The organism is Pedobacter gandavensis, assembly GCF_014172405.1.
In the GTDB taxonomy this organism is placed as follows: Bacteria; Bacteroidota; Bacteroidia; order Sphingobacteriales; family Sphingobacteriaceae; genus Pedobacter; species Pedobacter gandavensis.
This window is the reverse complement of the sequence record NZ_WNXC01000001.1, coordinates 1,499,752-1,523,131: the sequence shown is the minus strand read 5'-3', so window position 1 is coordinate 1,523,131 and position 23,380 is coordinate 1,499,752. Positions and strand designations below refer to the sequence as shown.

Genomic DNA, 23,380 nt, shown 5'->3' with positions numbered 1-23,380 from the left:
GACCGGATCTGATAAATGTTATAAGTAACAGTATGGAACAATTTAAATCAATTGAATGATGAAGAACGCAATAAGAAATTCAACTTAATCCCCCCCGGGAAAGAGGCATATAGAGACCAGGAGTGCTCGATACACTTCCTGGTCCAATGCCGGAAATAAGAGATAATGGAAGTAACCAATTAAACCAGACAAACAAACTTAGCTATTTTTCGTCAATAAGAAAAATAACGGTCTTATCAACCGCTAGGACTTGTCGTACCTGATAAAATCACCATGAACAGAGTACCTTTTAACCCGGACAGGCCTAAGTGGCATGTCTTAAAACTCCTACGGATAATGCGATTAACCACCGTTATTCTTATCGCTACACTAATGCAGGTCAGTGCTTCAGGTTTTAGCCAGAAGAAGATCACGTATGTGAAGAAAAAGACAACCTTATGGGATTTGTTTATTGCCATTAAAGCGCAAACGGGCTATAAAGTACTATGGTCTGATGAGGTGATCAAAACGTCGGAAGCTATTGAAGCTAATTTTACAAATGCAACTATTGACGAGGTTATGAAAGCAGTCCTCGTAGGCAAGCCATTAACCTATGTTGTACACGGTGAAATGGTGGTAATTAGGAGAGATAAGCCTTCCTTTCGTGTTATACCTGGTGTGGCTATTACTGCAATTGATGTTCGTGGCCGCGTTCTTGACGAAGAAGGAAAGCCACTGGTGGGAGCAATTGTAAGGGTCAAGGATACAAAGACAGTCATACTAACAGATAATAATGGGGAATTTTCGTTAAAAAATGTAGGCGATAAGGCGGTTTTGGTAATTTCATTTTTGGGCTATCAAACACGGGAAATTTTAGCTTCGGAGTCTTCAAATTCTATCAAATTAGCAATAAGTAATGATAAGCTCAATGAAGTGGAGATTGTGAGTACAGGTTATCAAAATATACCTAAGGATAGGGCCACGGGCTCGTTTGTACTTGTTGATAGTGCTTTATTGAATAGAAGAGTCGGCTCAAATATCTTAAATAGATTAGAAGGAATAACAAGTGGAGTCCTTTTTAATCGAAGTGGTCCTGCAGGATCAGCTCCAGAGGTTATCATTAGAGGGCGCAGTACTATATTTGCAAACACGAGCCCATTAATTGTACTGGATAACTTTCCATATGATGGTGATATAAATAACATAAATCCTAATGATATTGAGAGCGTAACTATTCTTAAAGATGCTGCTGCATCTAGTATTTGGGGAGTTAGAGCTGGGAATGGCGTTATCGTAATAAAAACTAAAAAGGGGAGGAATAATCAATCTTTGCGCTTTAATGTTAATGCAAATACGACAATATCAAATAGACCAGATTTGCATTATCTTCCACAAATGAGTTCTTCTGACTATATAGATCTTGAACAGTATTTATTTAATAAAGGATTTTACAATAGTACTATCGACGATAAATACAATGTAATTTCTCCTGCTGTGGCTATAATGTTACAAAAAAGAAAAGGTCAAATTTCTGGGATAGATTCGGCAACTAAGATAGATGCCCTAAAGTTGTTGGATGCTAGAAATGACGTACAGAAGTATTTTTATAGGCCAGCAATCAATCAACAATATTCTTTTAGTTTAAATGGTGGAAGTAAAAACAACATGTATTATGTATCATCGGGTTATGATAAAGAAAAACAGAATCAATCAATTAATAGTTATGACCGATTCACTATCACCGCCAATAATACTTATTTAGCATTGAAGGATAAACTTCAACTTTCAGTGAAAATTTTATTGACAAATAGCAATACCAGAGGGGCAATAAGTTCATACGGAAACCCATATACTCCGTACGATCAATTGATAGATGAAAATGGAAATCATTTAGCCGTTGTCGGTAATGCGCAGGGCCTAAGAAAGCAATATACAGATACAGCCGGTCATGGCGCTTTATTAAACTGGGATTTTAAACCATTAGATGAGAACCGAAAAAATAGCATAAATAAATTAACCGATTATACGGTGTCAACTGGTTTGAAATATATAATAGTAGATGGGTTAAGTGTCAATTTGAATTATCAGTATCAGAAAGGTGTTTCTGAGAATAGCCAGTTATATGAAGAAGGCTCTTTTTATACACGCAATTTAATAAATACGTATACGCAATTAAATCAAACGACACTTGTGCCTACACTACCAATACCACTTGGAGGAATACTAAGAAATTCAAATAGTAATTATTACTCAAATTATGGTAGAGGCCAAATTAACTATTCTCTAAAATTCAATGACAGAAATGAACTTAATCTATTAGCAGGTTTTGAAATAAAGGATTTTCAATTAAGTAATAATACCGGTACTCGTTATGGGTATAATAGTTCTAGCGCGACACATATTCCAGTAGATTATCTTAAAAACTTCACGCTCTATACTAGTGGTTTTTCTGGCTTTATTCCTGAAGGCGCGGGCCAATCTTATTCAATTGATAGATTTCGATCTCTGTTTTTTAATGGATCCTATACTTTTGATAAAAAGTATGTTGTTTCTGGTAGTGCTCGTCGTGATGAATCTAATTTATTTGGTGTTAAGACTAATCAGAAGGGGGTTCCATTGTGGTCTTCAGGTTTTATGTGGAATATTAGTATGGAAGAGTTCTATAATTTTAATTTGATACCAAATCTAAAAGTAAGAGTGACTTACGGTTATAATGGAAACCTAGATAAATCTACTTCCGCTTATTTAACAGTATCGAGGATGGGGGGATCTTTTAATCAGTTTAAGTCACCGATCAGTGAGTTTGTGAATCCACCTAATCCAGCCTTACGCTGGGAAAAAGTGAAGAATTTCAATGCAGGAGTCGACTTTATATCCAAGGCAAATTTGATTTCTGGAGGAATAGAGTTTTTTATTAAGCAGGGAGTAGATTTAATTGGGAATAGCCCCATAGCAGCCCAAACTGGAGTGATTGTTTTCAAAGGGAATTCTGCAGATACTAAAACTTCTGGAATAGATTTAAGCTTGACGAAAAATAGTATTAGCAATAGACATTTAAAATGGACTTCTAGTTTTTTGTTAAGCTATAATAGAGAGTTGGTTACAACTTACAAAGTTAAGATGCCAAATAATTTAAGTATTGTTCAAGGTAATTTTTCCAACCCAATAGAGGGTTATCCATATTCCGCATTATTTGGTCTTAAGTTTATGGGATTAGATAAAATGGGGCAACCGCTAGGTCTTTTAAACGGTGTTGTAAGTAAGAATTATTCAGCTATTAACGGTTCAAAGAATACTTCTGAATTGGTCTACAAGGGGGCAGGTACTCCAACTTTATACGGCTCTTTTCGTAATACTATTAATTATAAGGGATTTGACCTGTCAGTTAATATCATTTACAAATTCAATTATTGGTTTCGTAGACTTGATGTGTTTTCTGGTACATCATATGGCTATTTTAATTCTGGATATGATTTAAGGTGGAAAAAAGAAGGTGACGAAGAAAAAACATATATACCAGCTTTAACTTATCCATTGGATATGTCTCAAACCAGTTTCTTTCAAAACTCGGATGTCTTAATTGAAAAAGGAGATCATATAAGATTTCAGGATCTGAGACTAGGTTATAGTTTTAGTGGGCTAAAAACAACTGCATTACTCAGGAACATACAGGTCTACACCTATATTAATAATATTGGAATTATTTGGAAAGCAACGAAACAACCAATAGATCCAGATTATTCAAGAGGGGCAAACTACATTGCTCCAAGAACTTTTTCATTCGGATTAACGACTAATTTTTAAGATTGTAATTATGAAGTATTTAAGAATTTATTTTATCCTAATTGGTAGTGTCTTTTTTATTAGCTGTACTAAAAATTTTCTAGATGCCAAACCAAATTCGTTCATTGTCACTCCTAACACACTCCAAGAGCTACAAGTCTTTTTAGATAATGGTATTCTTAATAGATCTGGTGGACTGCCGCAAGTGTCTTCAGATGAGTTTTTTATTCCTAACAAGGTTGTCTATGATGCTCTAAATACTCAAACACAGAAAAATGGATATCTATGGAAACAAGATATTTACAAAGGAGAAAGAGTGCCCGATTGGAATGAACCTTATACAGCCGTTTTTTATGCGAACAGTGCATTGGATGAATTAAAGAAAATTGAGGCCAATGTGTCGAATCAAAAAGAATGGAATAATATTAAAGGCACTGCACTGTTCTTTAGGGCTTTTTCATATTTTGATTTGGCACGTAATTTCTGTCAAGTCTATAACGAGGCAAGCGCGAGTAATGATCTTGGATTGCCATTAAGAACTTCAGCAGGCATTGATAAAGTAAGCCAACGTTCTTCTTTGAGATCAACGTTTGACCTTATGATATCAGATCTTAATGAAGCAAAATTTTTATTAAATGATGATTCTCCATCTAAATACCGGAATCGCCCTTCTAAATCTGCTGTTTATGGACTATTGGCCAGAATTTATTTATATATGGGCAATTATGTTGAAGCGGAAAAGGCAGCTGATGAGTGTCTCTTGAAATATAGCACGCTTATTAATTTTAATAATATTAGCACTTCAGCTGTTCAGCCATTTTTAAACAATTACTCAGAGATTATTTTCTATTCAATTCAGGTAGTAGCCTATCCTATGACTGTGTGCGGGGGGAGGTCTAACCAGATAATTTGCATAACGCCAGATCTGATTAGTTTATATGAAGTAAACGATCTACGATTACCTGGTTTTTTTGCTAAAAATACGTTGAATAATTATGTTATGAAAACGGGTTATGGCATCGGCTTATATCCATTTACCGGCTTAACAACAGCTGAAGTTCTGCTCATAAAAGCTGAATGTGCTGCACGTCGTAACGATCCTCAAGATGCTTTAGGTGCTCTAAATCTTTTATTGTCAAATCGTTGTATTGCTTCTACTTATGTTGAGATAAGGTCTTTGAGTGCTGAGGAAACTCTCAAAAGAGTTTTATTAGAAAGAAGAAAAGAGTTGGTCTGGAGGAATTTACGTTGGTCAGATATAAAAAGATACAATAGGGATGGAGCAAATATTACTTTAAAGCGAAATTTGGATGGTGTTGAATATTCATTAGCTCCAAATTCCCCATTATACGTTTTTCCAATTCCAGATGAAGAACTTCTATATAGTGGAATAAAGCCTAATGTAAGATAGTTAACTACATGTAGAAATTAGCAAGGATAGTGATTTGATTGTCGTCATCAATAATAAAAAGCGCGACAGAATTTCAAAATGAAATTAAGCATTTATTTCAATTAAGAATTTTCAAGATGAAAAAAAGACTTTTTATTTGTATAGTATCATTAATATTGGCTTTTGCTTCAAAGGGACAAGGGCAATCCAAAATATACGATAGTATGCAAATCTCAGGATATATACCTGACTCATGCTTAGTATTACTGAAAGGTAATCGAATTATAAGAGTGAGTTATTATGATGATTTTGATAGGTTTTCTTATGGTAAGGCAAGGGTTTTTGAGGGGCCGTTGATCGGTAATAAATTTTCAATAACAATTACAGGTGTTAGTTCTTTGGGATGGTTTCGGTTTAATGGTTTTCCAACCGATGGGTGGCTGTATCCTTTCCTTGTCGAAGCCGGGGATAGTTTGTACTTAAAAGTCAAATCACAAAAAGAGATGAGGTTCTCTGGGAAGGGAGCTGAAAAAGCTAATTACCAATTAATGGTATACAACTTTTACAATAAACAGAGATTCGAATCCATAAATGATATTGAGAATATTTCATCTCAGAGAGCATGGAAAATAGAGAGTTTGTCATATTGTTTGGACTCGCTAGATAAAATTAGGAGGTATTTAGATAATAACATTTCTAATGTTCTTAAATCAAATGCAATAAACTATGTGAAATATATTTCTTTGCAAGGAATTTGTAGTCAAATGAAGCATCGTGATAGGGATTATGTTAATGCATTAAGAATAGAGGTGACTTCAGAATTTCGAAAACAAATATCAACATTGCCGGTAATAGATACTTTAGTGATAAATAACGTGTCTATGTATATTCAATACTTGTATTATTTAACAAAATACAATTCAGAATTATTAAATTATGATGGTAAGCCTTTGTTTGGTGTCGTTTATAGATCTATATTTAATAACTTTAAAGGGTTGTTAAGAGATAGGTTGATTTTATATCATTTCAATGCAATGTCAAATGATCCTCTCAATTTTAATTTTCTCAGTGATGCGATTACTCGTGTAGGGGATAATAAATCCAGAGACATTTTGGAACAAATAGCTAATGCTAAATTGAGGGGTGTAAAGGCATTTGATTTTAGTCTTGAGTCTTTAGATGGTAAGGTGTTAACTCTTAGTGATTTTAAGGGAAAGGTTCTTGTCGTAGATAGTTGGTTTAATGGATGCCCTGGATGTTTAAAATTGGCTAAAGATATGAAGCCTATCCAAGAATATTTTAAGGGAAATAAAAACGTGATTTTTTTAGGGCTCAATGTTGATAAAGATCGAAAAAGGTTTGAAGAAGGTGTTAAAAGTGGCTTGTATGGTACAAAAGAATCTATTAATGTATATACAAATGGATTAGGGATAGCTCATCCTATCGTGGCTCACTATAAGTATGTTGCTTTTCCCAATCTTTTACTTATAAATAAAAGAGGTTTAATAATCTCAACTTTACCCCCTTGGCCGAATAATCAAGTAGGAGAAAAAGACTTAATAAGTTTAATTGAAAAAAACCTTTAGAAAGTGTTTGATTTTTAGTGGATTAACTTGATCAGATTATTCTATGTCCACAATGTAACCCTTTGTGTTAAAATGATAAATTATAGGGTTGTTTATATATTGAAGTATTATAGGGTCAAAGCTAACTCCATTACGGTATTGGAGAATAATCATGCAATAATAAGGTTTATCTACATAACAAAAAGCTTCATCCGGCCATTCATTTGTGAGGTGATAATTGCCATCAAACTTTAATTCATAAATATAATAGTTAGACCATTTTGATTTAACTGTTTTAATGTTAGCTTGAGAACTTGCTACTAATGCGATCATGACAATTGTTAATCCAATTATTAATTTTTTCATAATGATTGTATTTAGTAAGTGATTTTAAGTAAAGGGGGGTAATTTAACCTCCCTCTACTTAAAAAATGGTCAGTCTTGATTAAGGAGTGATAACCCCTTGCGACATTGAACTATAAATAGCTGGATTTGTTGCAAGTGGAAATAGAGTAGCGCTGAAAGTAAGACCTTGATCATTTGTTAGTGAGATAACACATGGTTTAGAGTCTGGGACAGAGTTGCATAAATCTGGATCTGTTCTATCAACTGTTTTGTGGTAAAGGCCGTCAGCCTGAAGTTGATAATTAATTCCAGTTACTTTAGTTGCACTTGTAAATGCGCTTGCACCTAATGCAGTAGCAACTACCACAAGGCCAAAAAATACCTTTTTCATAATGTTATTAATTATTGGTTATAGTTTAAGGTTGCTATATTTCTTTTTACAGGGTATAGCATTTTACCTGCTTCACGCGCGTAAACTTTTTTTATTTAAGTAAAGACCTAGTATTGCTAGAATAATAAAGCTAATATTAAACCAAATATGCTGTTGCCAGGTCAAACTGCTAATTACTCCTCCACAGTGACAGGGTAGTTGACTTCCGGATAAAATACCATAGGTTAGAAAGCCAGTAAATAAGACCATCAAAAGTAGAGAAGCATATAATCCAATCCTTTTTGTAAAAGGAATAATAAGTAAAGCTGAAATTAAGGTTTCAACAATCGGAACTGCCCAGGCGATGAAATCGTGATATGGACCGGTTAATGGTGATCGCTCTAGGATTATCTTAAATGAATCAATTGTTTTGAATTTACTATAAGCTGTATAGACAAATAAAAGAATAAACAAATAGGTGATAATGTCAACTATAATCTCTTTAGCTTTTTCAGAAAGGTGAAATCTTGATGTTTTTCTTAGTGTCGTTTCCATTTTTTTATAATTTTTTGAGCGTACCTAATATTTTTTTGCAAGTCATATAGAGTTGATGACTAGGAGCAATCCATCTGTGCCATAAAACCCGCGAGTTTAGCGTGATCAGGATTTGGTAAGCTGGTGATCAACATGATCATCATGCTCTATATTCTTGCGGTATATAAAAACTACAATCGTCCTTGTAGCGTCTAATTTTCTTGAAAAGGACCGGAGCTTATTCCCGAATTTCAGCCCGCGGCCCTTTCAGATTAAAAACTGTGTAGAGTTTGGTTTAAGTGTGTTGTTTTCCTTTTTTATTCAATCGCGATAAGTGTAGTTTATGTTTTTCCCATGCCAGGTCCCATTCACCATTTACAATCGTTTCATTTCTAATGTCAATTACTTTTCTTAATGCCTGTTCTTCACTGTCTGCGAATACCTTAGAAATAAATAAACCATGACGACTTTCTGATCCGCCATAAAAGCAGATGTTATGCTCTTCATTTTTTGTTTCTTCTACCTCGCAATTCTGATCGCACATAAAAATATCTCTGGGTATGCTATTCGTTTGTTCAAGCGAGATATAGTAAGCACTCTGCTGTTGGTCAGAGATGAGATCCGGGTTTAGAATCCCATCAATGATTTCGAGACAAGCATCATTTTTAAAACCTCCTATGAACTGCTGTGTATACCTTTTAGGTTTTACGAAATAGATTTTTTTCTCAGCGTGCATGTTGGTTTTATTATTAGCGTTTTGTTATACCAAATGTAAGCAGGGTTTTAATCGGTTTTTGTTACATATGTAACAAACGCGTGTTGCAATTGGAACATATTTAGCAGGTTAACGCTCTCTATTGAGCTTGTACTGAGCGTATGCGGTACTCAACCTGGATCTGGATACATTTAGGTGTTGCGCAATACAATCCTTGTTTATTCTATTGATGATCGTTGGATTGTGCTTAAGGAAGAGGTTGAGTCTTTCTTCAACCGAAGATTTTAGCAGGTGCTGATAAAACTTATTATAGGTTTCTCTTTCTATTTGTAAATATGTGGACAGCGAAAGTAGCTTCGGAGAATTGTTGAGCAAGTTTTTTAAATGGTAATGACCAATAGAGATGAGCTCGCCATCTTCTAACATTTGGATATCTTCTTTTCTGTCTTCACAGTTCACAAAACTGTTTACATCAAATAGGATATCATCCTTTTTCCAGAGACGCGTTACAAATGTTCTGTCAGATTCATCATGGTAATAGAAACTATGGGCAATGCCGCTATACAAGAAATGCAAATGACCATCTTCATAAGCTCCGCTTTCTTCTATATATTGATCCTTGCTAACCTGTTTTAATCTGCAGCTTGAGATAATGTAGCGAATACATTCAGGTGTTAATGGGCCGACTAATAATTCCACTTTAGGAATTATCTCCTTGTACATGATTGTTTCTAATCGTGTTTTATTTGATTCATTTCCAAATACTTTCATAACTCTAATTAAAAAGATGACGTTATTCGTTTTTCGGAGGTTTTTTATAATCTGTTGATAATAATAAAGTTACGGTCAGTAATCTTCAGTTCAAACGGATTTTTCTTGCAAAATGAATGAAATAAACAAAAAAGTTGTAGAGGAAAAATCCACCTCCTTTAATTTAGACAACATAGGTCCTAACATCGTTAGGAGGCATTCCAAACGTTTTTTTAAACGCGCGACTAAAATATTTCGGGTCATCGTAGCCCACGCTAACAGAAATTTCCTGGATAGTGCTTTCCGTAGATAACAGCATTTTCAAGCCATGATGCATCCGCAGTTCAATCACTTGTTTGTGCAAAGGTTTGTCAAAAGCAAGCTTGGCCAGCCTGATCAACATGGTGGTAGAGATCATAAAATGATCGGCAAGTGCAACTTCATCACCAACGATTTTGCTGGCATAATAGGTCTTTACAAATTCTGCAATTTCCCCGGCTTTTTGCACATGGCTCTTTACAGTAGATTGGCCTTGACCTAACTTATGCAGATATTTGTTGATACAGTTGTTTAAAAAAATAAGTAAGTCAATTTCGACGTCTCTTCGTTTAGATAAGATATTTAGCTTCAAAAGGTTGTTAAAAATCTGTTTGGTGATATTAGCACTGGGTAAACTAAAGAATGATGCGGTGCCCTTGTTAAAACTATCAATCAATTCCTGAAACTGATCAAGTTTGCCATATTTGGAGATGAGCCATTCCGGACTAATGGTGAGCAATAGAATCTGGTAACTTCCGCCCATTAAGCTGCGCTTATATTTTCCTGCCTTGAGGTAAGCAAGCCGGCAAGAGTTACCGAATATCTCTGATAAAACTTCGCCCTGCTCATTGTACAATATAGAATTGTCGTCCTGAAGCACAATCATAAAAAAGGAATTCTCAGTAACCTCAAAATCTATAATGAAAAAAGATTTTACTTTGTAATCATACAAATGGATATGAACCAAATGATGGTCAATAGATTGTACCAAAATATTAGTTTCTTCTAAACTTGCATAGGTGGCCTCTGCGAGTTTTAAAGGGACTGAAGAAAACTCCAATCGTTGATGGAAAGGGCTGTTAATTACTGATAATGGTTTGTATATCAATTTAACATTCGCGTGCATATATTTGTCTTTGAATCAAATTTAAACACGTTAGCTCTAAATAAGAATGGCTAAAATTTACAATTTTTGTATAAAAAGGCCAATTTTTTGTGTAAAAAGTATAAATAATTGGGATTATTGGGGTTTGTGTTGTTTCCCTTGTTTTGGTGGAAAACCGTAATAACTTTTAAAGGCCTTGCTAAAATGAAAGATATTTTTGTAGCCAACTGCCAAAGCCACTTTTCCCACATTATAGGAGCCGCTCCTCAGCATTTCTTCCGCATCTTCCATTCGACGCTTCGTAATAAACTTAGGAACAGTACGTCCAAAATTCTTAATGAACATCCTGTTTAAGGTAACACTGGTCATGTTAAACATAGCCGAAATCTCATTTGCGTCCCCAATGTCTGGGTTAGTGTAATTGGCAATTAAATAGTTAATGATTTTGTAAGCAACATTACTGGATTTCTCCAGGTTGTTCAGGTGGGTATCCGCAGATTGCTTGACTATGATCTGATTCGAAGACAATAAGGTCTCCACCAGTGTTAAATAAAGGTCTAGCGTTAAATTAAGGAAAGATGCACATAGGGGAGCAGGTAAACCAGCCAGTGGGAAATTTTCCAAAAAGAACTTCACACGTTCTTCTTCAGGAAGTCGAAGCATTTGATTGTTTTCATCCGCCACTTTACTGTCTATAAAAGCAATGTGTTGAATGATCTTACTGGTTTCTGGATACTTTTCTAGCTTCGATAGGTCTGCTTTTTTGATCTCCAACACGGTAATGTCGCCTACACCTACGTGTTTAAAGCCAATAGGGAACCCTTCGAAGAAACTCCTTAAGTCTGTCACGATATCATTTGGGAAATAAATCCTGGCCACATTCTCTGCTCCATTATGGCCGGTTCTCATCACAACAATAAATCCGGAGACCAAATGCCAGGCTTTACCAGCAACATGACCTGGCTTTAAAAATAAATAACCATTTTTCCTTTGTCTCTCGACAAGTAGGGGCTGTATGTCATTCCAGAAATTCGCCGAAATCGGAGTTATTCCATTTAAATCATTCAGCAAATGAGTAATATTTTTCATATAGAAAGATATTCTTTGAAGTAAGAGCGTAGCGTATTAAAGTTCTTTATGTAAACTTAATTAAATAAAATACAATTGTTGTTGTTTTGCGATAGAATATTTTGTTCTTTTTTATTCATTTTAGCTAAATACGACTTAGCTTTGCCTTTGGAATAGCAGAAAATGGGCTTTTTGCCCAATAGGAATAGTTTACAGAAAAAATTGGAGGGTTTAGCGTAGACTGAAATGATTGGAGAATTCTGGATTTATGTGATTTAAATTTGCTTTTGAATCGGGAAAACTAAGGTCTACCAGCAAATCATTATACTTTTCTAGTAAATCAATATACTTAGTCATCCAATAATCAACCACATTGTCGAGCGCAATATCCTGATTTCCTACTTTAGCCGCCAGCTCCGTAGGTTTTTGATTTTGAGCATTAGCGAATTCCTCTGGAAACTCTTTGCTGAAATCATAATCTATAGCCTGGCCAATTTTACAGAGGGTTTCCAGGTTCACCTGGCCATTTTCAAACCAGTTATATATAGCTGTCCTACTCACATGAAGTTTTCTGGAAAGCTCGCTGATTCCGATGTTTTTACGTACTGCACGTTCAATAACATCTCCTTTATTAGGTATCATAGTTTGTAGATTAAAAAAAACATGAACTTGCCTACATCATGAAAAAATGATACCAGTTCTTCAAAATTTTTAGTTTACGGACTAGTTTGTAATCATTATGGCGAGAAATTTAAGGAATGATTCAATTTATGAAGCAGCTGAACATATATGAAGGGATATCACTTTTCGAACGTTTCCAGTCAATCTGAAAAATTCCCATCAATGAAAATGGTTTATTGTGTAAATATGGGGAATTGCAGATGCAGTAATGAGGCTTAATTTTCAACAGTGTAAACCAAAGTGTGAAAGTTATACAATTGGTCTACAACTTTTACAATCACGTTATTTTCTCCATAATTATTACCTAGCTTTAATCTATGAAATCACCCCTTAAAAGGTGAGCTCTAAAACCGAGTTGTTTTCCATTCAGCATTGTAACTGAAGTGGCGAAGCTGTAAAATACATAGTAGAAAATATCATCATCTTCGATGATTCCCAAAGCTTTTTAAGGAAAGCAACCATTCTAAAATCACCTGCTGATTCATCTATTTCTTAAAACCATTAATATGTTAGACTCGCGTACTAAAATTGGTATTATCGGCCTCGGATATGTCGGGCTGCCACTGGCTGTAGAATTTGCTAAGAAATATAAAGTGTTGGGTTTTGATATCAATGAGGAACGGATCTCCGAACTCAATTCAGGATTTGATCATACACTGGAAATTGATAGCGTAACGTTGAATAAAGTGCTGACCAAGGATTGTACAACCACCCAAGGTTTGTATTGTACCAATGATCCCGAAATCTTAAAAAATTGTAACGTCTTTATCGTGACCGTACCTACGCCGGTAGACAAAAATAATCGCCCGAACTTAATGCCTTTAATCAACGCCAGTATTACAGTTGGTAAGGTGCTTAAACCAGGTGATATTGTGATTTATGAATCAACTGTTTATCCTGGTGTTACGGAGGATGAATGCGTACCCGTTTTAGCCAGAACCTCAGGCCTTAAATTTAATGTTGATTTTTTTGCAGGCTATTCACCGGAAAGGATCAATCCCGGAGATAAAAAACATACCGTAGCTAATATCCTTAAAATAACTTCTGGCTCTACACCAGAGATTGCAGACATTGTAGATGATTTGTACAAGTCTATTATCGTTGCAGGTACACATAAAGCATCCTGTATTAAAGTGGCTGAAGCTGCGAAAATTATCGAGAATGCACAGCGTGATATTAATATCGCTTTTGTAAATGAGCTGGCCATGATTTTTAACCGCTTAGGTATCAATACAAATGAAGTATTAGATGCCGCAAGTACAAAATGGAACTTCTTAAATTTCAGACCAGGTCTTGTTGGTGGACATTGCATTGGGGTAGATCCTTATTATCTCGCACAAAAAGCACAAGAAGCAGGATACCATCCAGAAATTATCCTGGCAGGTAGAAGAGTTAATGATGGCATGGGCGCCTATGTTGCAGATCAGCTGGTTAAACAGATGATTCAAAAAGATACCCATATCGTTGGTGCAAGAGTACTGGTATTGGGCTTCACATTTAAGGAGAATTGTCCAGATGTGAGGAACACCAAGGTGATTGACATCATTAATAGGTTAAAAGAGTACAATGTGGTGGTAACAGTTCATGATCCCTGGGCAAATGTGGCCCATGCAAAACATGAATATGGAATTATATGTGAAAATGGGGAGTCTAAAACCAGGAAATACGATGGGATATTATTAGCAGTTGCCCACCAGGAGTTTAAAAGTATTGACCTGAGGAGCTTATGTAAAAAGAATTCAGTAGTCTACGATATCAAATCATTGCTTCCTAATGCATCAGTCGATTTCCGATTATAAAGGTGATGGATCTACAAGGGAAAACAGTTTATGGGGTACTTTGGTCAGTAGGACAGGAGCTCAGCTCCAAATTTATCGGCTTTTTTATCACCATTATACTGGCCAGAATCTTATCTCCGGCAGAATTTGGTCTGATCGCAATGTTGTCCATCTTTATTGCCGTAGGAAATTCATTACTTGATGGGGGATTAACCTCCTCCTTGATCAGAACAACAGAAGTGACACAAAAGGATTGCTCAACAGTCTTTTATTTTAATCTAATCGGAAGTATACTGATCTATGGAATCCTGTTTTTATCCGCCCCTTTTATCGCCAGGTTTTATGAGCAGCCAGTATTAACCAATGTCGTTCGCGTTTACGGAATCTCCCTAATTATAAATGCTTTTTTTGGAATTCAACAAACCCTCTTGGTTAAAGAGATGAAATTCAAAACAATGACCATGATACAGGTTCCATCAGTAATCGGTGGCGGTATGGTCGGGATTATCTTAGCGAAAATGGGTTATGGTGCCTGGAGCTTGGTTTGGATGAGCTTAATCACCTCTTTAATTTCTACAATTTTACATTGGTATTGTTCTTCCTGGCGGCCGATTTTGCTCTTTGATTCAGAGAGCTTTAAAAGTCATTTTCACTACGGATACAAACTGACCTTGTCCAGCCTGATTGATAAGCTGTACCAAAATATTTATACCATCATCATAGGTAAGTTTTATATGCCCGCTCAATTGGGTTTTTATTCCAGAGCCGATTCGATTAGCCAGCTGCCAATAGGCGTCATATCATCAGCCATTAATAAAGTCACTTTTCCGATGTTTGTGAATATTTCCCACGATAATGAACAGCTGGTATACGTTTATAGAAAGGTAATGTTACAAGTGCTTTTTTGGATGGCACCTACTTTAATTGCCCTTTGTGTGATCGCAGAACCCTTATTTCGACTGATGCTCACCGATAAATGGTTGCCAGCTGTGCCTTATTTTCAGATTTTATGTTTAGCAGGCATACCTTATCCAATACATGCTTACAACTTAAATATTCTAAAAGTAAAGGGACAAACACATTTGTTTTTAAGATTGGAAATGATCAAAAAAGTGCTTTGTGTAATTGGGATTCTCTGTGTGTTTCCATTTGGAATTTATGGCCTGCTTTATTTTCAATTGGTTTTTACCTTTGTTGGCCTCTACATCAATTCTATTTATACCACTAAATTTATCAACTACCCATTTGTCAGGCAAATAGGAGACATCATACCCACCTTGGTCATTTCAGGTTTAGTAGGTGTGGTTTGCTTCTTCATAGATAAACTATTGGTTGCCGCTAATTTCAATGATTTGTTTAGAATTATCGCCTTAGGTCTCCTTTATTTCATGGGCTACTTTACTGCAAGCTACCTCTTTAAACTATCCGCAATCATAGATTTTAAACAACTCGTCCTAAAAAGGTTGTACCAGTAAAAAAAGAATTCTTCGAGGTTTTTATTAAAAATTTATTATAGAATATGGAAGCAAATGATCAGGAAATTATGGTTAGTGTGAGCTGTCTAACCTATAATCATGAGCAATATATCGCTCAGGCAATTGAAGGTTTTCTAATGCAAAAAACAAAATTCAAATTTGAAGTCTTGATTGGTGAGGATTGCTCAACAGATGGGACCCGGAAAATTGTAGAGTCGTATCAGGAAAAACACCCGGAAATTATCAAAATGGTTACCTCTGAGCACAATGTCGGTCTAAAGGATAATTTCAATAGGATTGTGAAACGGGCCAAAGGGAAATACATGGCCATGTGTGAAGGAGATGATTTCTGGACAGACCCCTATAAACTTCAAAAGCAAATCGATTTCCTGGAAAATAATCCAGAATATATCATCTGCTGTCATTATTCGAAAATTATTGATCAGGAAGGGGAAACCTTGTATGTGCATCCCAATCCGGTAAGCCTGGAATTTGGTTACGAGGATGTGCTACAAGGAAATAAAGACGAAACTTTTACGGCTACACTAATCTATAGAACCAGCCTGGATGTGACCCATATGGGAAATCAGGACTGGTACCTGAAGTGTCATGCACCGGATAAGTTCTTGAAATTGTACGCAACAGCAGTGACCGGTAAGAAGATCTATGTGATGCCGGAAGTCATGAGCTGCTATAGAAAACATTTTGGCGGGGTTTGGAGTATGGTAGATCCACAGATCATCCGGGGTAGGATGTTGAGCGATTTTAATGTCATCATTAAAAATTTTAAATATCCTACCAACTTCAAGTGGAAACTGCTCAAGGTATATTCCAAAAATTACCTACGCCACGATATCAGGCATTTACAACTCAATAATGCGTTTAGTACCATCAAATATCTATTACTCTACTAAAGGATTTCTAAAGACCTTTCATCTAATTATCATCTTTTGGATATGGCAAAGCGCAAACTTTTTTTTGTAATAAATTCATTAACATCTGGGGGAGCAGAACGGGTGGTAACCAACCTGGCAAATTATTTTTGCCAGGAAGGTTTCCCGGTTACGATCGTTTGCCTCAGTTATAAGGAGCCTGTTTATGCGGTGGACAAAGACGTAAATATCCTTTACCTTACCAAGGGAGAGAAAAAAGAACAGCTGTTTTATCGGCTTTGGTATGCCATGCTGACGTTTTTTAAACTCCTGAAGTTGATGATCAAAGAAAAACCAGGCTGTGTGATTTCCTTCATGACCTCGGCTAACCTGTGGACAGGGATCACCTGTAGCTTAACCAGAACTCCTTTCATAGTTTCCGAGCGCACAACACCTGACAATACCATTAACAAGTTTAATTTTCTGTTGAAATCGGTGTGCTGCTTCGTGTACAGTAAATCCAAAGCGATCGTTGTACCCGCACAAGCAATGGAAGGTTGTCTGAAGAAAAACAAATCATTCCAAAAGCTAAATAACTTTCAGCTCATCAAAAATTATGTGAATGTTTTTGAGCCCGCAGGAATGGAACAGGTGCATTACAAAAAGTTTATACTGGGTGTTGGCCGGCTTTCTTATGAAAAAGGGTTTGACCAATTAGTAGAAGCTTACAGTAAAATTCAGACACCGGAAATTGATTTGATTATTGCTGGAGATGGAAATGAAAGGGATCAATTGATCAAAAGAATTAAGGAGTTGGGCTTGACAAACCAGGTGAGGTTAATCGGAGCAAAAGAGAATTTGCAAGACTATTACCTACAGGCGGAAATGTTTGTCCTCCCCTCCAGAAATGAAGGTTATCCAAATGCCTTAATTGAAGCGATGAGTATGGGATGCCCAAGCATCGCCATGGATTGCGAATTTGGCCCCAGAGAAATTATTGAAAATAGAAGAAATGGCCTGCTGGTAGAAGATAAAAATATTTTTATGCTTGCCGCGTCAATGTCTGAAGTTCTAAATGACGCCGCATTTAAAAAAAGACTTTCCCTAGGTGGGAAATTGATCGGTAAAACAAACGCACAGGAGGTAATCACCTCAAAATGGGAAGCGTTAATCTTGAGTTAGACACAGTTTAATAGATCAGAAGATGTACATTAAAAGAGGTTTTGATATTGCTTTGGCCCTGCTAGGAATGCTCTTCCTGGTAATTCCCTTCCTAATCGTGTCTATACTAATTTTGGTAGACTCAAAAGGAGGTGTTTTTTACAGACAAACCCGTGTTGGACGAAATATGATTGATTTTGAGCTGTTGAAATTCAGAACCATGTATACCAATTCGGATCAAGCAGGATTGCTCACCGTTGGCGACCATGATAAACGGATCACCAGACTGGGATACTGGCTGCGGAAGTATAAAATTGATGAACTGCCTCAACTGATCAATGTGTTAAAAGGAGATATGAGTTTTGTTGGCCCCAGACCGGAGGTTAATAAATATGTGGCACTTTACGATGCACAACAACAAAAGGTACTTTCTGTGAAACCAGGGATTACCGATTGGGCCTCAATCGCCTTTTCTGAAGAAAATGAGCTGTTGGCCAAATCAGACGATCCGGAAAGTTTTTATATCAACGAAATCATTCCCAGCAAAATCATCCAGAACTTAAAATATATCAACAAACATGACCTCTGGGTTGACCTGACCATCATTTTCCTGACGCTAAAAAAAATAATGATCCGATCATCTCATAGCTAACAAAATCGATATGTTACTTAGAAAGTTTTTAATTACAGGATTTATGGTCGCGTATATCTATACGTTGTCATTCGGGATATTCATGACGCAAATTTTCAGAATTCCTGCACCACTGGTATTGTGCCTACCATTGGTCCTATTTTTTAGAGAAGCAAAATCACCGTTTTTATATGGAAAAGAAGCAATGCTGTTTTTTTTCGCATTGTTCCTATATGATTATGTTGGGATGGCGGATCATCTGGGCTTTTTTGCCAGCCTCATTGTGGTGACTTGCTGCATCCTTTACTTTAATTATTTCGTAGGCGATAACATATTCAGGTTCAAACTATCCATGTGGATTTTTTATGCTCTGCTATTTTTCTCCGCAATCATCATGGTCCTGAATCATTTCTTGCCTGCCAGAATAGATCAATTGAGGGGAACCCTGCTGAATGATACCATTTTGCAAAGTCCGGCTGGACTGGCGCTGACGCAGTTCAACTACGGTTATCAACTGGCCGCTTTAGTATCCTTTCTCTTTGTAATTACGCAGGTATTCCGACTAAACATTGTCCTTAAAGTCCTCGCATTTATCGTATGTATCATTTTCATTTATCTGGGAATGAACAGATCCGTATTTGTTACCTTTTTAAGTTCAGCCTTTTTGTTCGTTGTTTTTTACTATAGATATAAGTCGATTTTTATCATCAGTGCAGCCGTATTAATTGGTTTCATTTCTTACTCCTTCATCATCAAAGAGAACTTCGATGCCAAGAATAATATCCTGGCTAAAAATGAAGGAAAAGGGGCAAACTATTACAATCGGGTAGGGATGTCTGAAGAGAATCTAAAAATATATGCAGATTACCCTTTTGGACTAATTTTCTATGGGAAAAACTGGAGGGATGTTACTTACAGAAATTCGACATTCAATACAGGATTAACCTCACATAATGCTTACCTGATGTTTTTCACGTATCTGGGGCCCTTTCTTGGACTAGGGCTGCTCTTGTTTCTCTATTATAGGGTCGGAAAAATATTCTTTGGCGTACTATTCAAAATCCGGCGAAAGGAAAATGCCTTGCTTATCGGTTTGTGCTTTTCCTTTTTAGGAGTCTCCATTAACGCGTTTTCTCATAATGGGTGGTTGGTGAGTGCAGATGGGCCTACTTTGTTCCTGTATTTCAGCATTCTCCACCTCGTGAAAATCCAGGAATTTAAACGTGTTCAGCAACCAATTGACATCACAGCCGAGCGGTATGATCCTGAACCAAATGGTTTGAGATATGATACCGGAGCAGCTGAAGGAAATTATCGATTGGGATATAGTAAATTGGGCTAAGGCCCTGGATTACTGGGAAGAAAATGTGGATATTAAAGACAAAGATTATCATTGTCTGGAATTGGGTGCCGCCAACGGAGGTCTGTCCTTATGGTTGTCGCTCCATAACAATAAGGTGCTTTGTACCGATTTAATGGAACCCAAAGAAAGCGCCAGGAATATCCACAAAAAATACGATTGCAATGCCAATATCGAATATGCAGCTATGGATGCCATGAATATTCCTTATGAGAGCTATTTTGATATTGTCGCCTTTAAATCCATACTTGGCGGGATTAGTCAGAAAGGCTGCAATGAAAACAAATTGAAAACATTGAACGAGATCCATAAAGCACTTAAACCAAGTGGCCGGTTGTTGTTCGCGGAAAATCTGGAAGCTTCTCTACTACATAAAGTGCTCAGAAAGAGGTTTGGTACACCAGATTGGAATTATGTTAAACTGGATGAAATTGATTACATCTTTCAGTCTTTCAAAAGTATCTCTTTTACCACTGCCGGTTTTTTAGGTTGTCTGGGAAGAACCGAAGGTCAAAGAAATTTCCTGGGTAGAATAGATGGACACCTCGAAAAATTGATTCCACAGAAAATGCATTATATCCTGATCGGCGTAGCTGAAAAATAATAGGTTAATCATGACGAAAATAGCACATATCATCGGAGTTTTGGGAAGGGGAGGAGCAGAACGTTTTGTCGTGGATTTATGCAATGAACTTGCCGGAAATGGACAAAATGAAGTGTATCTGATCTCCCTGTGCCACAATGATCCAGAGACTACCTTTAGGAATGAAATTAGTGCTCAGGTAAATTATATTTCCTTTGATAAAGGACCAGGGTTTAGCTTAAGGGTATTACTCGCCCTGACTTCCTGGTTGGTTGAGCAGAAAATAGAGGTGGTTCATTCCCATTTAAATGCCTTGGAATATTTAATGCTATACCGGCTTAAAAAAACGAATACCAGGTTTTTCCATACGATTCATTCCACTGCAGAAGCAGAATGCCCAGGTTTTTTGATCAAGTCATTAAGGAAAAACCTTTATAAAAGACATTTAATTACGCCTATAGTCGTATCCAATGATGGCAGTGATTCCTTCCGTAAGTATTATGGTTTAAATAATGATATGGTGATTGAAAACGGCAGGCCGTATTTATCCCTAACCAAGGAATACCCAGAATTGCGCCATAAATACAAAGACAATCAGACCGATTTTCTTTTAATTCATGTCGGCAGAATCATTAAAGTGAAAAATCAACAGCTGCTCATCGAAGCGGTACAAAAGTTCAATGCCAAGGAAAAACAGCAGTGTAAGTTGCTCATTATAGGGGAAGTTCGGGATGAGTCATTATATCAAAAACTCCATGAGCTCAGCAAAGATGATCCATCCATCGAATTTTTAGGAGGTAAGGACAACATTGCAGATTACCTGAGTATCGCCGATTTTTTCTGCCTGTCAAGTTTTTATGAAGGCATGCCGATCTCTTTAATCGAGGCCTTGTCTGTAGGTTGTATCTCGATCTGTACGCAGGTTGGTGGTATTAAGAACATGATTAACCATAAGGATAACGGTTTTTTAAGCAAGGACAATAGTGTAGATGGTTATTACCAGGCCATAAAGGAAGCGGTGTATTGCCAGGATAAGCCTACCATCAGGGAAAATAGTAAAAATGCATTTAGGTTAAAATACCATATCGGCGCTGCGGAAAGAAAACATAGCCAGGCCTATAACAGCTAATCAATGGTCTCAAAAAAAATCAAAGCATGAACAACATTATAGATAGGTATTTTGGTGCCGATAAATGGAATATTGGAACGTTAGAACAATCTGCCAGAGACCTGGTGCTTCGCAAAGGTTTCAATGGAAAGGTATCCTGGTTCAAAGAAGATAAAGCAGATTATTCCGCAGATCCTTTTGTACTGAGCATCAAATCAAACCTCTATATCTATTATGAAGAACTTAACTTTTGGAAAATTAAAGGTAAGATCGCACAGATTAAGAACTTTGATTTTAGTACTAAACAACAGGTGACAGGTATTTTACCAGCAAACATTCACCTTTCCTATCCCTATATATTTGAGGAAAAAGGAAGTTTTTACTGCATCCCCGAAACAGCAGACGCTGCTGAAGTGAGTCTTTACCAGGTAAACCAAGGGCAGCCAACAGTGTTGACAAAAAAAAGGAATTTGTTGGGAGGAGCACGTTTTGTAGATAGCTCTATCGTGAAATACCAGGGGAGATATTGGTTGTTTACCAACATCGATGGCGAGCTGAACGACTTATATATATATCATGCGGAACATTTGGGCGGGGAATTCATTCCCCATAAACTGAACCCAATTCCGGTAGTCATCAGAAATTGTAGAGGAGCAGGTAGTTTATTCATGGTTGATGATGTACTGTACCGCCCAACACAAAATCTTGAACTCAGGTATGGAGGTTCCATTATCATCAATAAGATTACCGAACTGACCGCAGATACCTTTAAGTCTGAACAGGATTTCGAGTTGTTGCCGGAAGCTCCATATCTGCAAGGGATGCACAACATCAGTTTTGGGAAAGATGTGATTGTGGTGGATGGAAAAAGAAGGAGACATTCTCCAATTACTCCGGTACATCGCCTGCTGAAAAAACTCTTATATCAAAGATCATAGCCTTTCCGATACCGCTTTTAATCATCAGATATTATGGTACAAAATGTTTTGTTCATCACCACTGGCCTTCGTAAAGGTGGCGCAGAAACGCAATTGATTAAAATTGCAAGGTTTTTAAAAAACAGGGAATACAGGGTGAGCATCGTGTCTTTAAAGCCAATAAATGATTTTAACATAGACTTTAAAGCGGAGGGATTGGAGCCGGTATTTCTTAAAAATTGGCTAACTAACCCTTTCTCCAATTGCTTGATGCTCTATAGAACAGTCCGCGCATTTAATCCGGATGTGGTCATCGCATTCATGTTTATCTCGATCATTTTTGCCCGTTTTCTGAAAATGTGGTTCCGGTTTAAACTCATTTCATCAATACGTACACCGGTAATAGCAAATAAATGGTACGGCCTGTTTAAAATAACGGCAGACTGGGACGATGTGGTAGTCTACAACTCCTTTAAGTCGAAATCAAATTTTGAGAAAAATAACCTGGTTAAAAAGACGGGTCTGGTGCTCAACAATGCCATCTCCATTCCGGATTTATCAGCCATAAAAAACACCGGTGTTCAACATCCTTTTGTTTGGATTTCAATGGCCCATTTTGTTCCTGAAAAAGATTATATGACGCTGTTTAAAGCGATAGCCCTGATTAAGGAGGAAAACTTTAGGATTGATATTTTGGGGAATTTGTTTGATCAGGAATGGCCTTTTCAGGTGATCAAAGAATTGCAGATCACAGATCATGTGAACCTCCTGGGCTTAAAAACCGATACCACCGGGTATCTGAAGGAAGCGGATGGCTTTGTGCTTTCCTCTTTTTTAGAAGGGATGCCAAATGCGCTGTTAGAAGCCATGGCTTACCATAAGCCGGTCATCGCCTCCGCTGTGGATGGTATTGAAGAGTTATTGGAAAACATTGATTGTGGCTTTTTATTTCAGCAAGGTGACGAAAAAGAACTCGCAGAAAAGATGTTGCAAGTCATGAATATGACTGCAGCAGAACGAGATGCACTTGGGCAAAATGGAAGAAAACACATTGAAAAACACTTTTCTGAAGATAAAGTCTTGCAGGATTGGCTTTCCTTAGTGGAGCAATTCGCGGATCATAAGAAGGTTTCCTTATCAGCATCCTGATCGCAAAATACCGGTCTTAAAT

At 36.8% G+C, this 23,380-nt stretch carries 21 protein-coding genes; 13 read left to right on the top strand and 8 right to left on the bottom strand.

Annotation, left to right across the window (positions count from 1 at the left end):
* Positions 1-336 precede the first annotated feature (336 nt).
* From GM920_RS06130 to GM920_RS06120, 3 genes are all read left to right on the top strand, one after another.
* Entirely contained in the window at positions 337-3,783 is a 3,447-nt protein-coding gene (locus tag GM920_RS06130) for a SusC/RagA family TonB-linked outer membrane protein (protein WP_182954492.1), read from the top strand.
* Between the two features lie 10 nt (positions 3,784-3,793).
* The gene (locus GM920_RS06125; RefSeq protein WP_182954490.1) at positions 3,794-5,173 is read left to right on the top strand and encodes a RagB/SusD family nutrient uptake outer membrane protein; all 1,380 of its coding nucleotides are present in this window, start codon (positions 3,794-3,796) and stop codon (positions 5,171-5,173) included.
* Between the two features lie 116 nt (positions 5,174-5,289).
* Entirely contained in the window at positions 5,290-6,738 is a 1,449-nt protein-coding gene (locus GM920_RS06120) for a TlpA family protein disulfide reductase (RefSeq protein WP_182954487.1), read from the top strand.
* 36 nt (positions 6,739-6,774) lie between these two features.
* Here the strand turns inward: GM920_RS06120 and GM920_RS06115 are convergent, their stop codons facing one another.
* The 8 genes from GM920_RS06115 to GM920_RS06080 form a co-directional block, all read right to left on the bottom strand.
* Positions 6,775-7,083, bottom strand: coding sequence for a hypothetical protein (locus tag GM920_RS06115; protein WP_182954485.1), 309 nt, complete (start codon positions 7,081-7,083; stop codon positions 6,775-6,777).
* A gap of 79 nt (positions 7,084-7,162) precedes the next feature.
* On the bottom strand, positions 7,163-7,453 hold the full coding sequence (locus tag GM920_RS06110; protein ID WP_182954483.1) for a hypothetical protein: 291 nt from the start codon (positions 7,451-7,453) through the stop codon (positions 7,163-7,165).
* 72 nt (positions 7,454-7,525) lie between these two features.
* Entirely contained in the window at positions 7,526-7,987 is a 462-nt protein-coding gene (locus tag GM920_RS06105; protein WP_182954480.1) for a MauE/DoxX family redox-associated membrane protein, read from the bottom strand.
* 274 nt (positions 7,988-8,261) lie between these two features.
* The gene (locus tag GM920_RS06100; RefSeq protein ID WP_182954478.1) at positions 8,262-8,702 is read right to left on the bottom strand and encodes a hypothetical protein; all 441 of its coding nucleotides are present in this window, start codon (positions 8,700-8,702) and stop codon (positions 8,262-8,264) included.
* 108 nt (positions 8,703-8,810) lie between these two features.
* On the bottom strand, positions 8,811-9,452 hold the full coding sequence (locus GM920_RS06095) for a Crp/Fnr family transcriptional regulator (protein ID WP_182954475.1): 642 nt from the start codon (positions 9,450-9,452) through the stop codon (positions 8,811-8,813).
* Positions 9,453-9,615: 163 nt separating this feature from the next.
* Positions 9,616-10,596 carry a helix-turn-helix transcriptional regulator gene (locus GM920_RS06090; protein ID WP_182954474.1) on the bottom strand — a complete coding sequence of 327 codons (981 nt, stop codon included), beginning with the start codon at positions 10,594-10,596 and terminating at the stop codon, positions 9,616-9,618.
* 114 nt (positions 10,597-10,710) lie between these two features.
* A complete protein-coding gene (locus tag GM920_RS06085; RefSeq protein WP_182954472.1) occupies positions 10,711-11,664 on the bottom strand; it encodes a helix-turn-helix domain-containing protein in 954 nt (317 codons plus the stop codon).
* 210 nt (positions 11,665-11,874) lie between these two features.
* Entirely contained in the window at positions 11,875-12,285 is a 411-nt protein-coding gene (locus GM920_RS06080) for a helix-turn-helix domain-containing protein (RefSeq protein WP_182954469.1), read from the bottom strand.
* Between the two features lie 545 nt (positions 12,286-12,830).
* Between GM920_RS06080 and GM920_RS06075 the strand changes: the two genes are divergently transcribed.
* Genes GM920_RS06075 through GM920_RS06030 form a run of 10 tightly spaced genes read left to right on the top strand, consistent with a single transcriptional unit; the run spans position 12,831 to position 23,358 of the window.
* Positions 12,831-14,123 (top strand): nucleotide sugar dehydrogenase, encoded by a 1,293-nt coding sequence (locus GM920_RS06075; RefSeq protein WP_182954467.1) that lies wholly within the window; start codon positions 12,831-12,833, stop codon positions 14,121-14,123.
* A gap of 5 nt (positions 14,124-14,128) precedes the next feature.
* Positions 14,129-15,577, top strand: a complete 1,449-nt coding sequence (locus GM920_RS06070; protein ID WP_182955415.1) for a lipopolysaccharide biosynthesis protein — start codon at positions 14,129-14,131, stop codon at positions 15,575-15,577.
* Between the two features lie 44 nt (positions 15,578-15,621).
* Complete coding sequence (locus GM920_RS06065) at positions 15,622-16,491, top strand: glycosyltransferase family 2 protein (protein ID WP_182954455.1); 870 nt, start codon at positions 15,622-15,624, stop codon at positions 16,489-16,491.
* A gap of 42 nt (positions 16,492-16,533) precedes the next feature.
* The gene (locus tag GM920_RS06060; protein ID WP_182954453.1) at positions 16,534-17,631 is read left to right on the top strand and encodes a glycosyltransferase; all 1,098 of its coding nucleotides are present in this window, start codon (positions 16,534-16,536) and stop codon (positions 17,629-17,631) included.
* A gap of 22 nt (positions 17,632-17,653) precedes the next feature.
* Positions 17,654-18,262 carry a sugar transferase gene (locus GM920_RS06055; RefSeq protein ID WP_202986042.1) on the top strand — a complete coding sequence of 203 codons (609 nt, stop codon included), beginning with the start codon at positions 17,654-17,656 and terminating at the stop codon, positions 18,260-18,262.
* 10 nt (positions 18,263-18,272) lie between these two features.
* A complete protein-coding gene (locus GM920_RS06050) occupies positions 18,273-19,583 on the top strand; it encodes a hypothetical protein (RefSeq protein WP_182954450.1) in 1,311 nt (436 codons plus the stop codon).
* Positions 19,528-20,205: a class I SAM-dependent methyltransferase gene (locus tag GM920_RS06045; RefSeq protein ID WP_182954448.1), complete on the top strand. Its 678-nt coding sequence runs from the start codon at positions 19,528-19,530 to the stop codon at positions 20,203-20,205. The genes GM920_RS06050 and GM920_RS06045 overlap by 56 nt, the downstream gene beginning before the upstream one ends.
* A 10-nt stretch (positions 20,206-20,215) precedes the next feature.
* Positions 20,216-21,313, top strand: a complete 1,098-nt coding sequence (locus GM920_RS06040; RefSeq protein ID WP_182954446.1) for a glycosyltransferase family 4 protein — start codon at positions 20,216-20,218, stop codon at positions 21,311-21,313.
* A 26-nt stretch (positions 21,314-21,339) separates the two neighbouring features.
* A complete protein-coding gene (locus tag GM920_RS06035; protein ID WP_182954443.1) occupies positions 21,340-22,230 on the top strand; it encodes a glucosamine inositolphosphorylceramide transferase family protein in 891 nt (296 codons plus the stop codon).
* Positions 22,231-22,263: 33 nt separating this feature from the next.
* Complete coding sequence (locus GM920_RS06030; RefSeq protein WP_182954440.1) at positions 22,264-23,358, top strand: glycosyltransferase; 1,095 nt, start codon at positions 22,264-22,266, stop codon at positions 23,356-23,358.
* Positions 23,359-23,380 lie beyond the last annotated feature (22 nt).

Excerpts from the sequence above, each read along its gene's own strand:
- GM920_RS06130 (WP_182954492.1), top strand. The coding sequence starts at position 337 with ATGCGATTAACCACCGTTATTCTTATCGCTACACTAATGCAGGTCAGT.
- GM920_RS06125 (WP_182954490.1), top strand. The coding sequence starts at position 3,794 with ATGAAGTATTTAAGAATTTATTTTATCCTAATTGGTAGTGTCTTTTTT.
- GM920_RS06120 (WP_182954487.1), top strand. The coding sequence starts at position 5,290 with ATGAAAAAAAGACTTTTTATTTGTATAGTATCATTAATATTGGCTTTT.
- GM920_RS06115 (WP_182954485.1), bottom strand. The coding sequence starts at position 7,083 with ATGAAAAAATTAATAATTGGATTAACAATTGTCATGATCGCATTAGTA.
- GM920_RS06110 (WP_182954483.1), bottom strand. The coding sequence starts at position 7,453 with ATGAAAAAGGTATTTTTTGGCCTTGTGGTAGTTGCTACTGCATTAGGT.
- GM920_RS06105 (WP_182954480.1), bottom strand. The coding sequence starts at position 7,987 with ATGGAAACGACACTAAGAAAAACATCAAGATTTCACCTTTCTGAAAAA.
- GM920_RS06100 (WP_182954478.1), bottom strand. The coding sequence starts at position 8,702 with ATGCACGCTGAGAAAAAAATCTATTTCGTAAAACCTAAAAGGTATACA.
- GM920_RS06095 (WP_182954475.1), bottom strand. The coding sequence starts at position 9,452 with ATGAAAGTATTTGGAAATGAATCAAATAAAACACGATTAGAAACAATC.
- GM920_RS06090 (WP_182954474.1), bottom strand. The coding sequence starts at position 10,596 with ATGCACGCGAATGTTAAATTGATATACAAACCATTATCAGTAATTAAC.
- GM920_RS06085 (WP_182954472.1), bottom strand. The coding sequence starts at position 11,664 with ATGAAAAATATTACTCATTTGCTGAATGATTTAAATGGAATAACTCCG.
- GM920_RS06080 (WP_182954469.1), bottom strand. The coding sequence starts at position 12,285 with ATGATACCTAATAAAGGAGATGTTATTGAACGTGCAGTACGTAAAAAC.
- GM920_RS06075 (WP_182954467.1), top strand. The coding sequence starts at position 12,831 with ATGTTAGACTCGCGTACTAAAATTGGTATTATCGGCCTCGGATATGTC.
- GM920_RS06070 (WP_182955415.1), top strand. The coding sequence starts at position 14,129 with ATGGATCTACAAGGGAAAACAGTTTATGGGGTACTTTGGTCAGTAGGA.
- GM920_RS06065 (WP_182954455.1), top strand. The coding sequence starts at position 15,622 with ATGGAAGCAAATGATCAGGAAATTATGGTTAGTGTGAGCTGTCTAACC.
- GM920_RS06060 (WP_182954453.1), top strand. The coding sequence starts at position 16,534 with ATGGCAAAGCGCAAACTTTTTTTTGTAATAAATTCATTAACATCTGGG.
- GM920_RS06055 (WP_202986042.1), top strand. The coding sequence starts at position 17,654 with ATGTACATTAAAAGAGGTTTTGATATTGCTTTGGCCCTGCTAGGAATG.
- GM920_RS06050 (WP_182954450.1), top strand. The coding sequence starts at position 18,273 with ATGTTACTTAGAAAGTTTTTAATTACAGGATTTATGGTCGCGTATATC.
- GM920_RS06045 (WP_182954448.1), top strand. The coding sequence starts at position 19,528 with ATGATACCGGAGCAGCTGAAGGAAATTATCGATTGGGATATAGTAAAT.
- GM920_RS06040 (WP_182954446.1), top strand. The coding sequence starts at position 20,216 with ATGACGAAAATAGCACATATCATCGGAGTTTTGGGAAGGGGAGGAGCA.
- GM920_RS06035 (WP_182954443.1), top strand. The coding sequence starts at position 21,340 with ATGAACAACATTATAGATAGGTATTTTGGTGCCGATAAATGGAATATT.
- GM920_RS06030 (WP_182954440.1), top strand. The coding sequence starts at position 22,264 with ATGGTACAAAATGTTTTGTTCATCACCACTGGCCTTCGTAAAGGTGGC.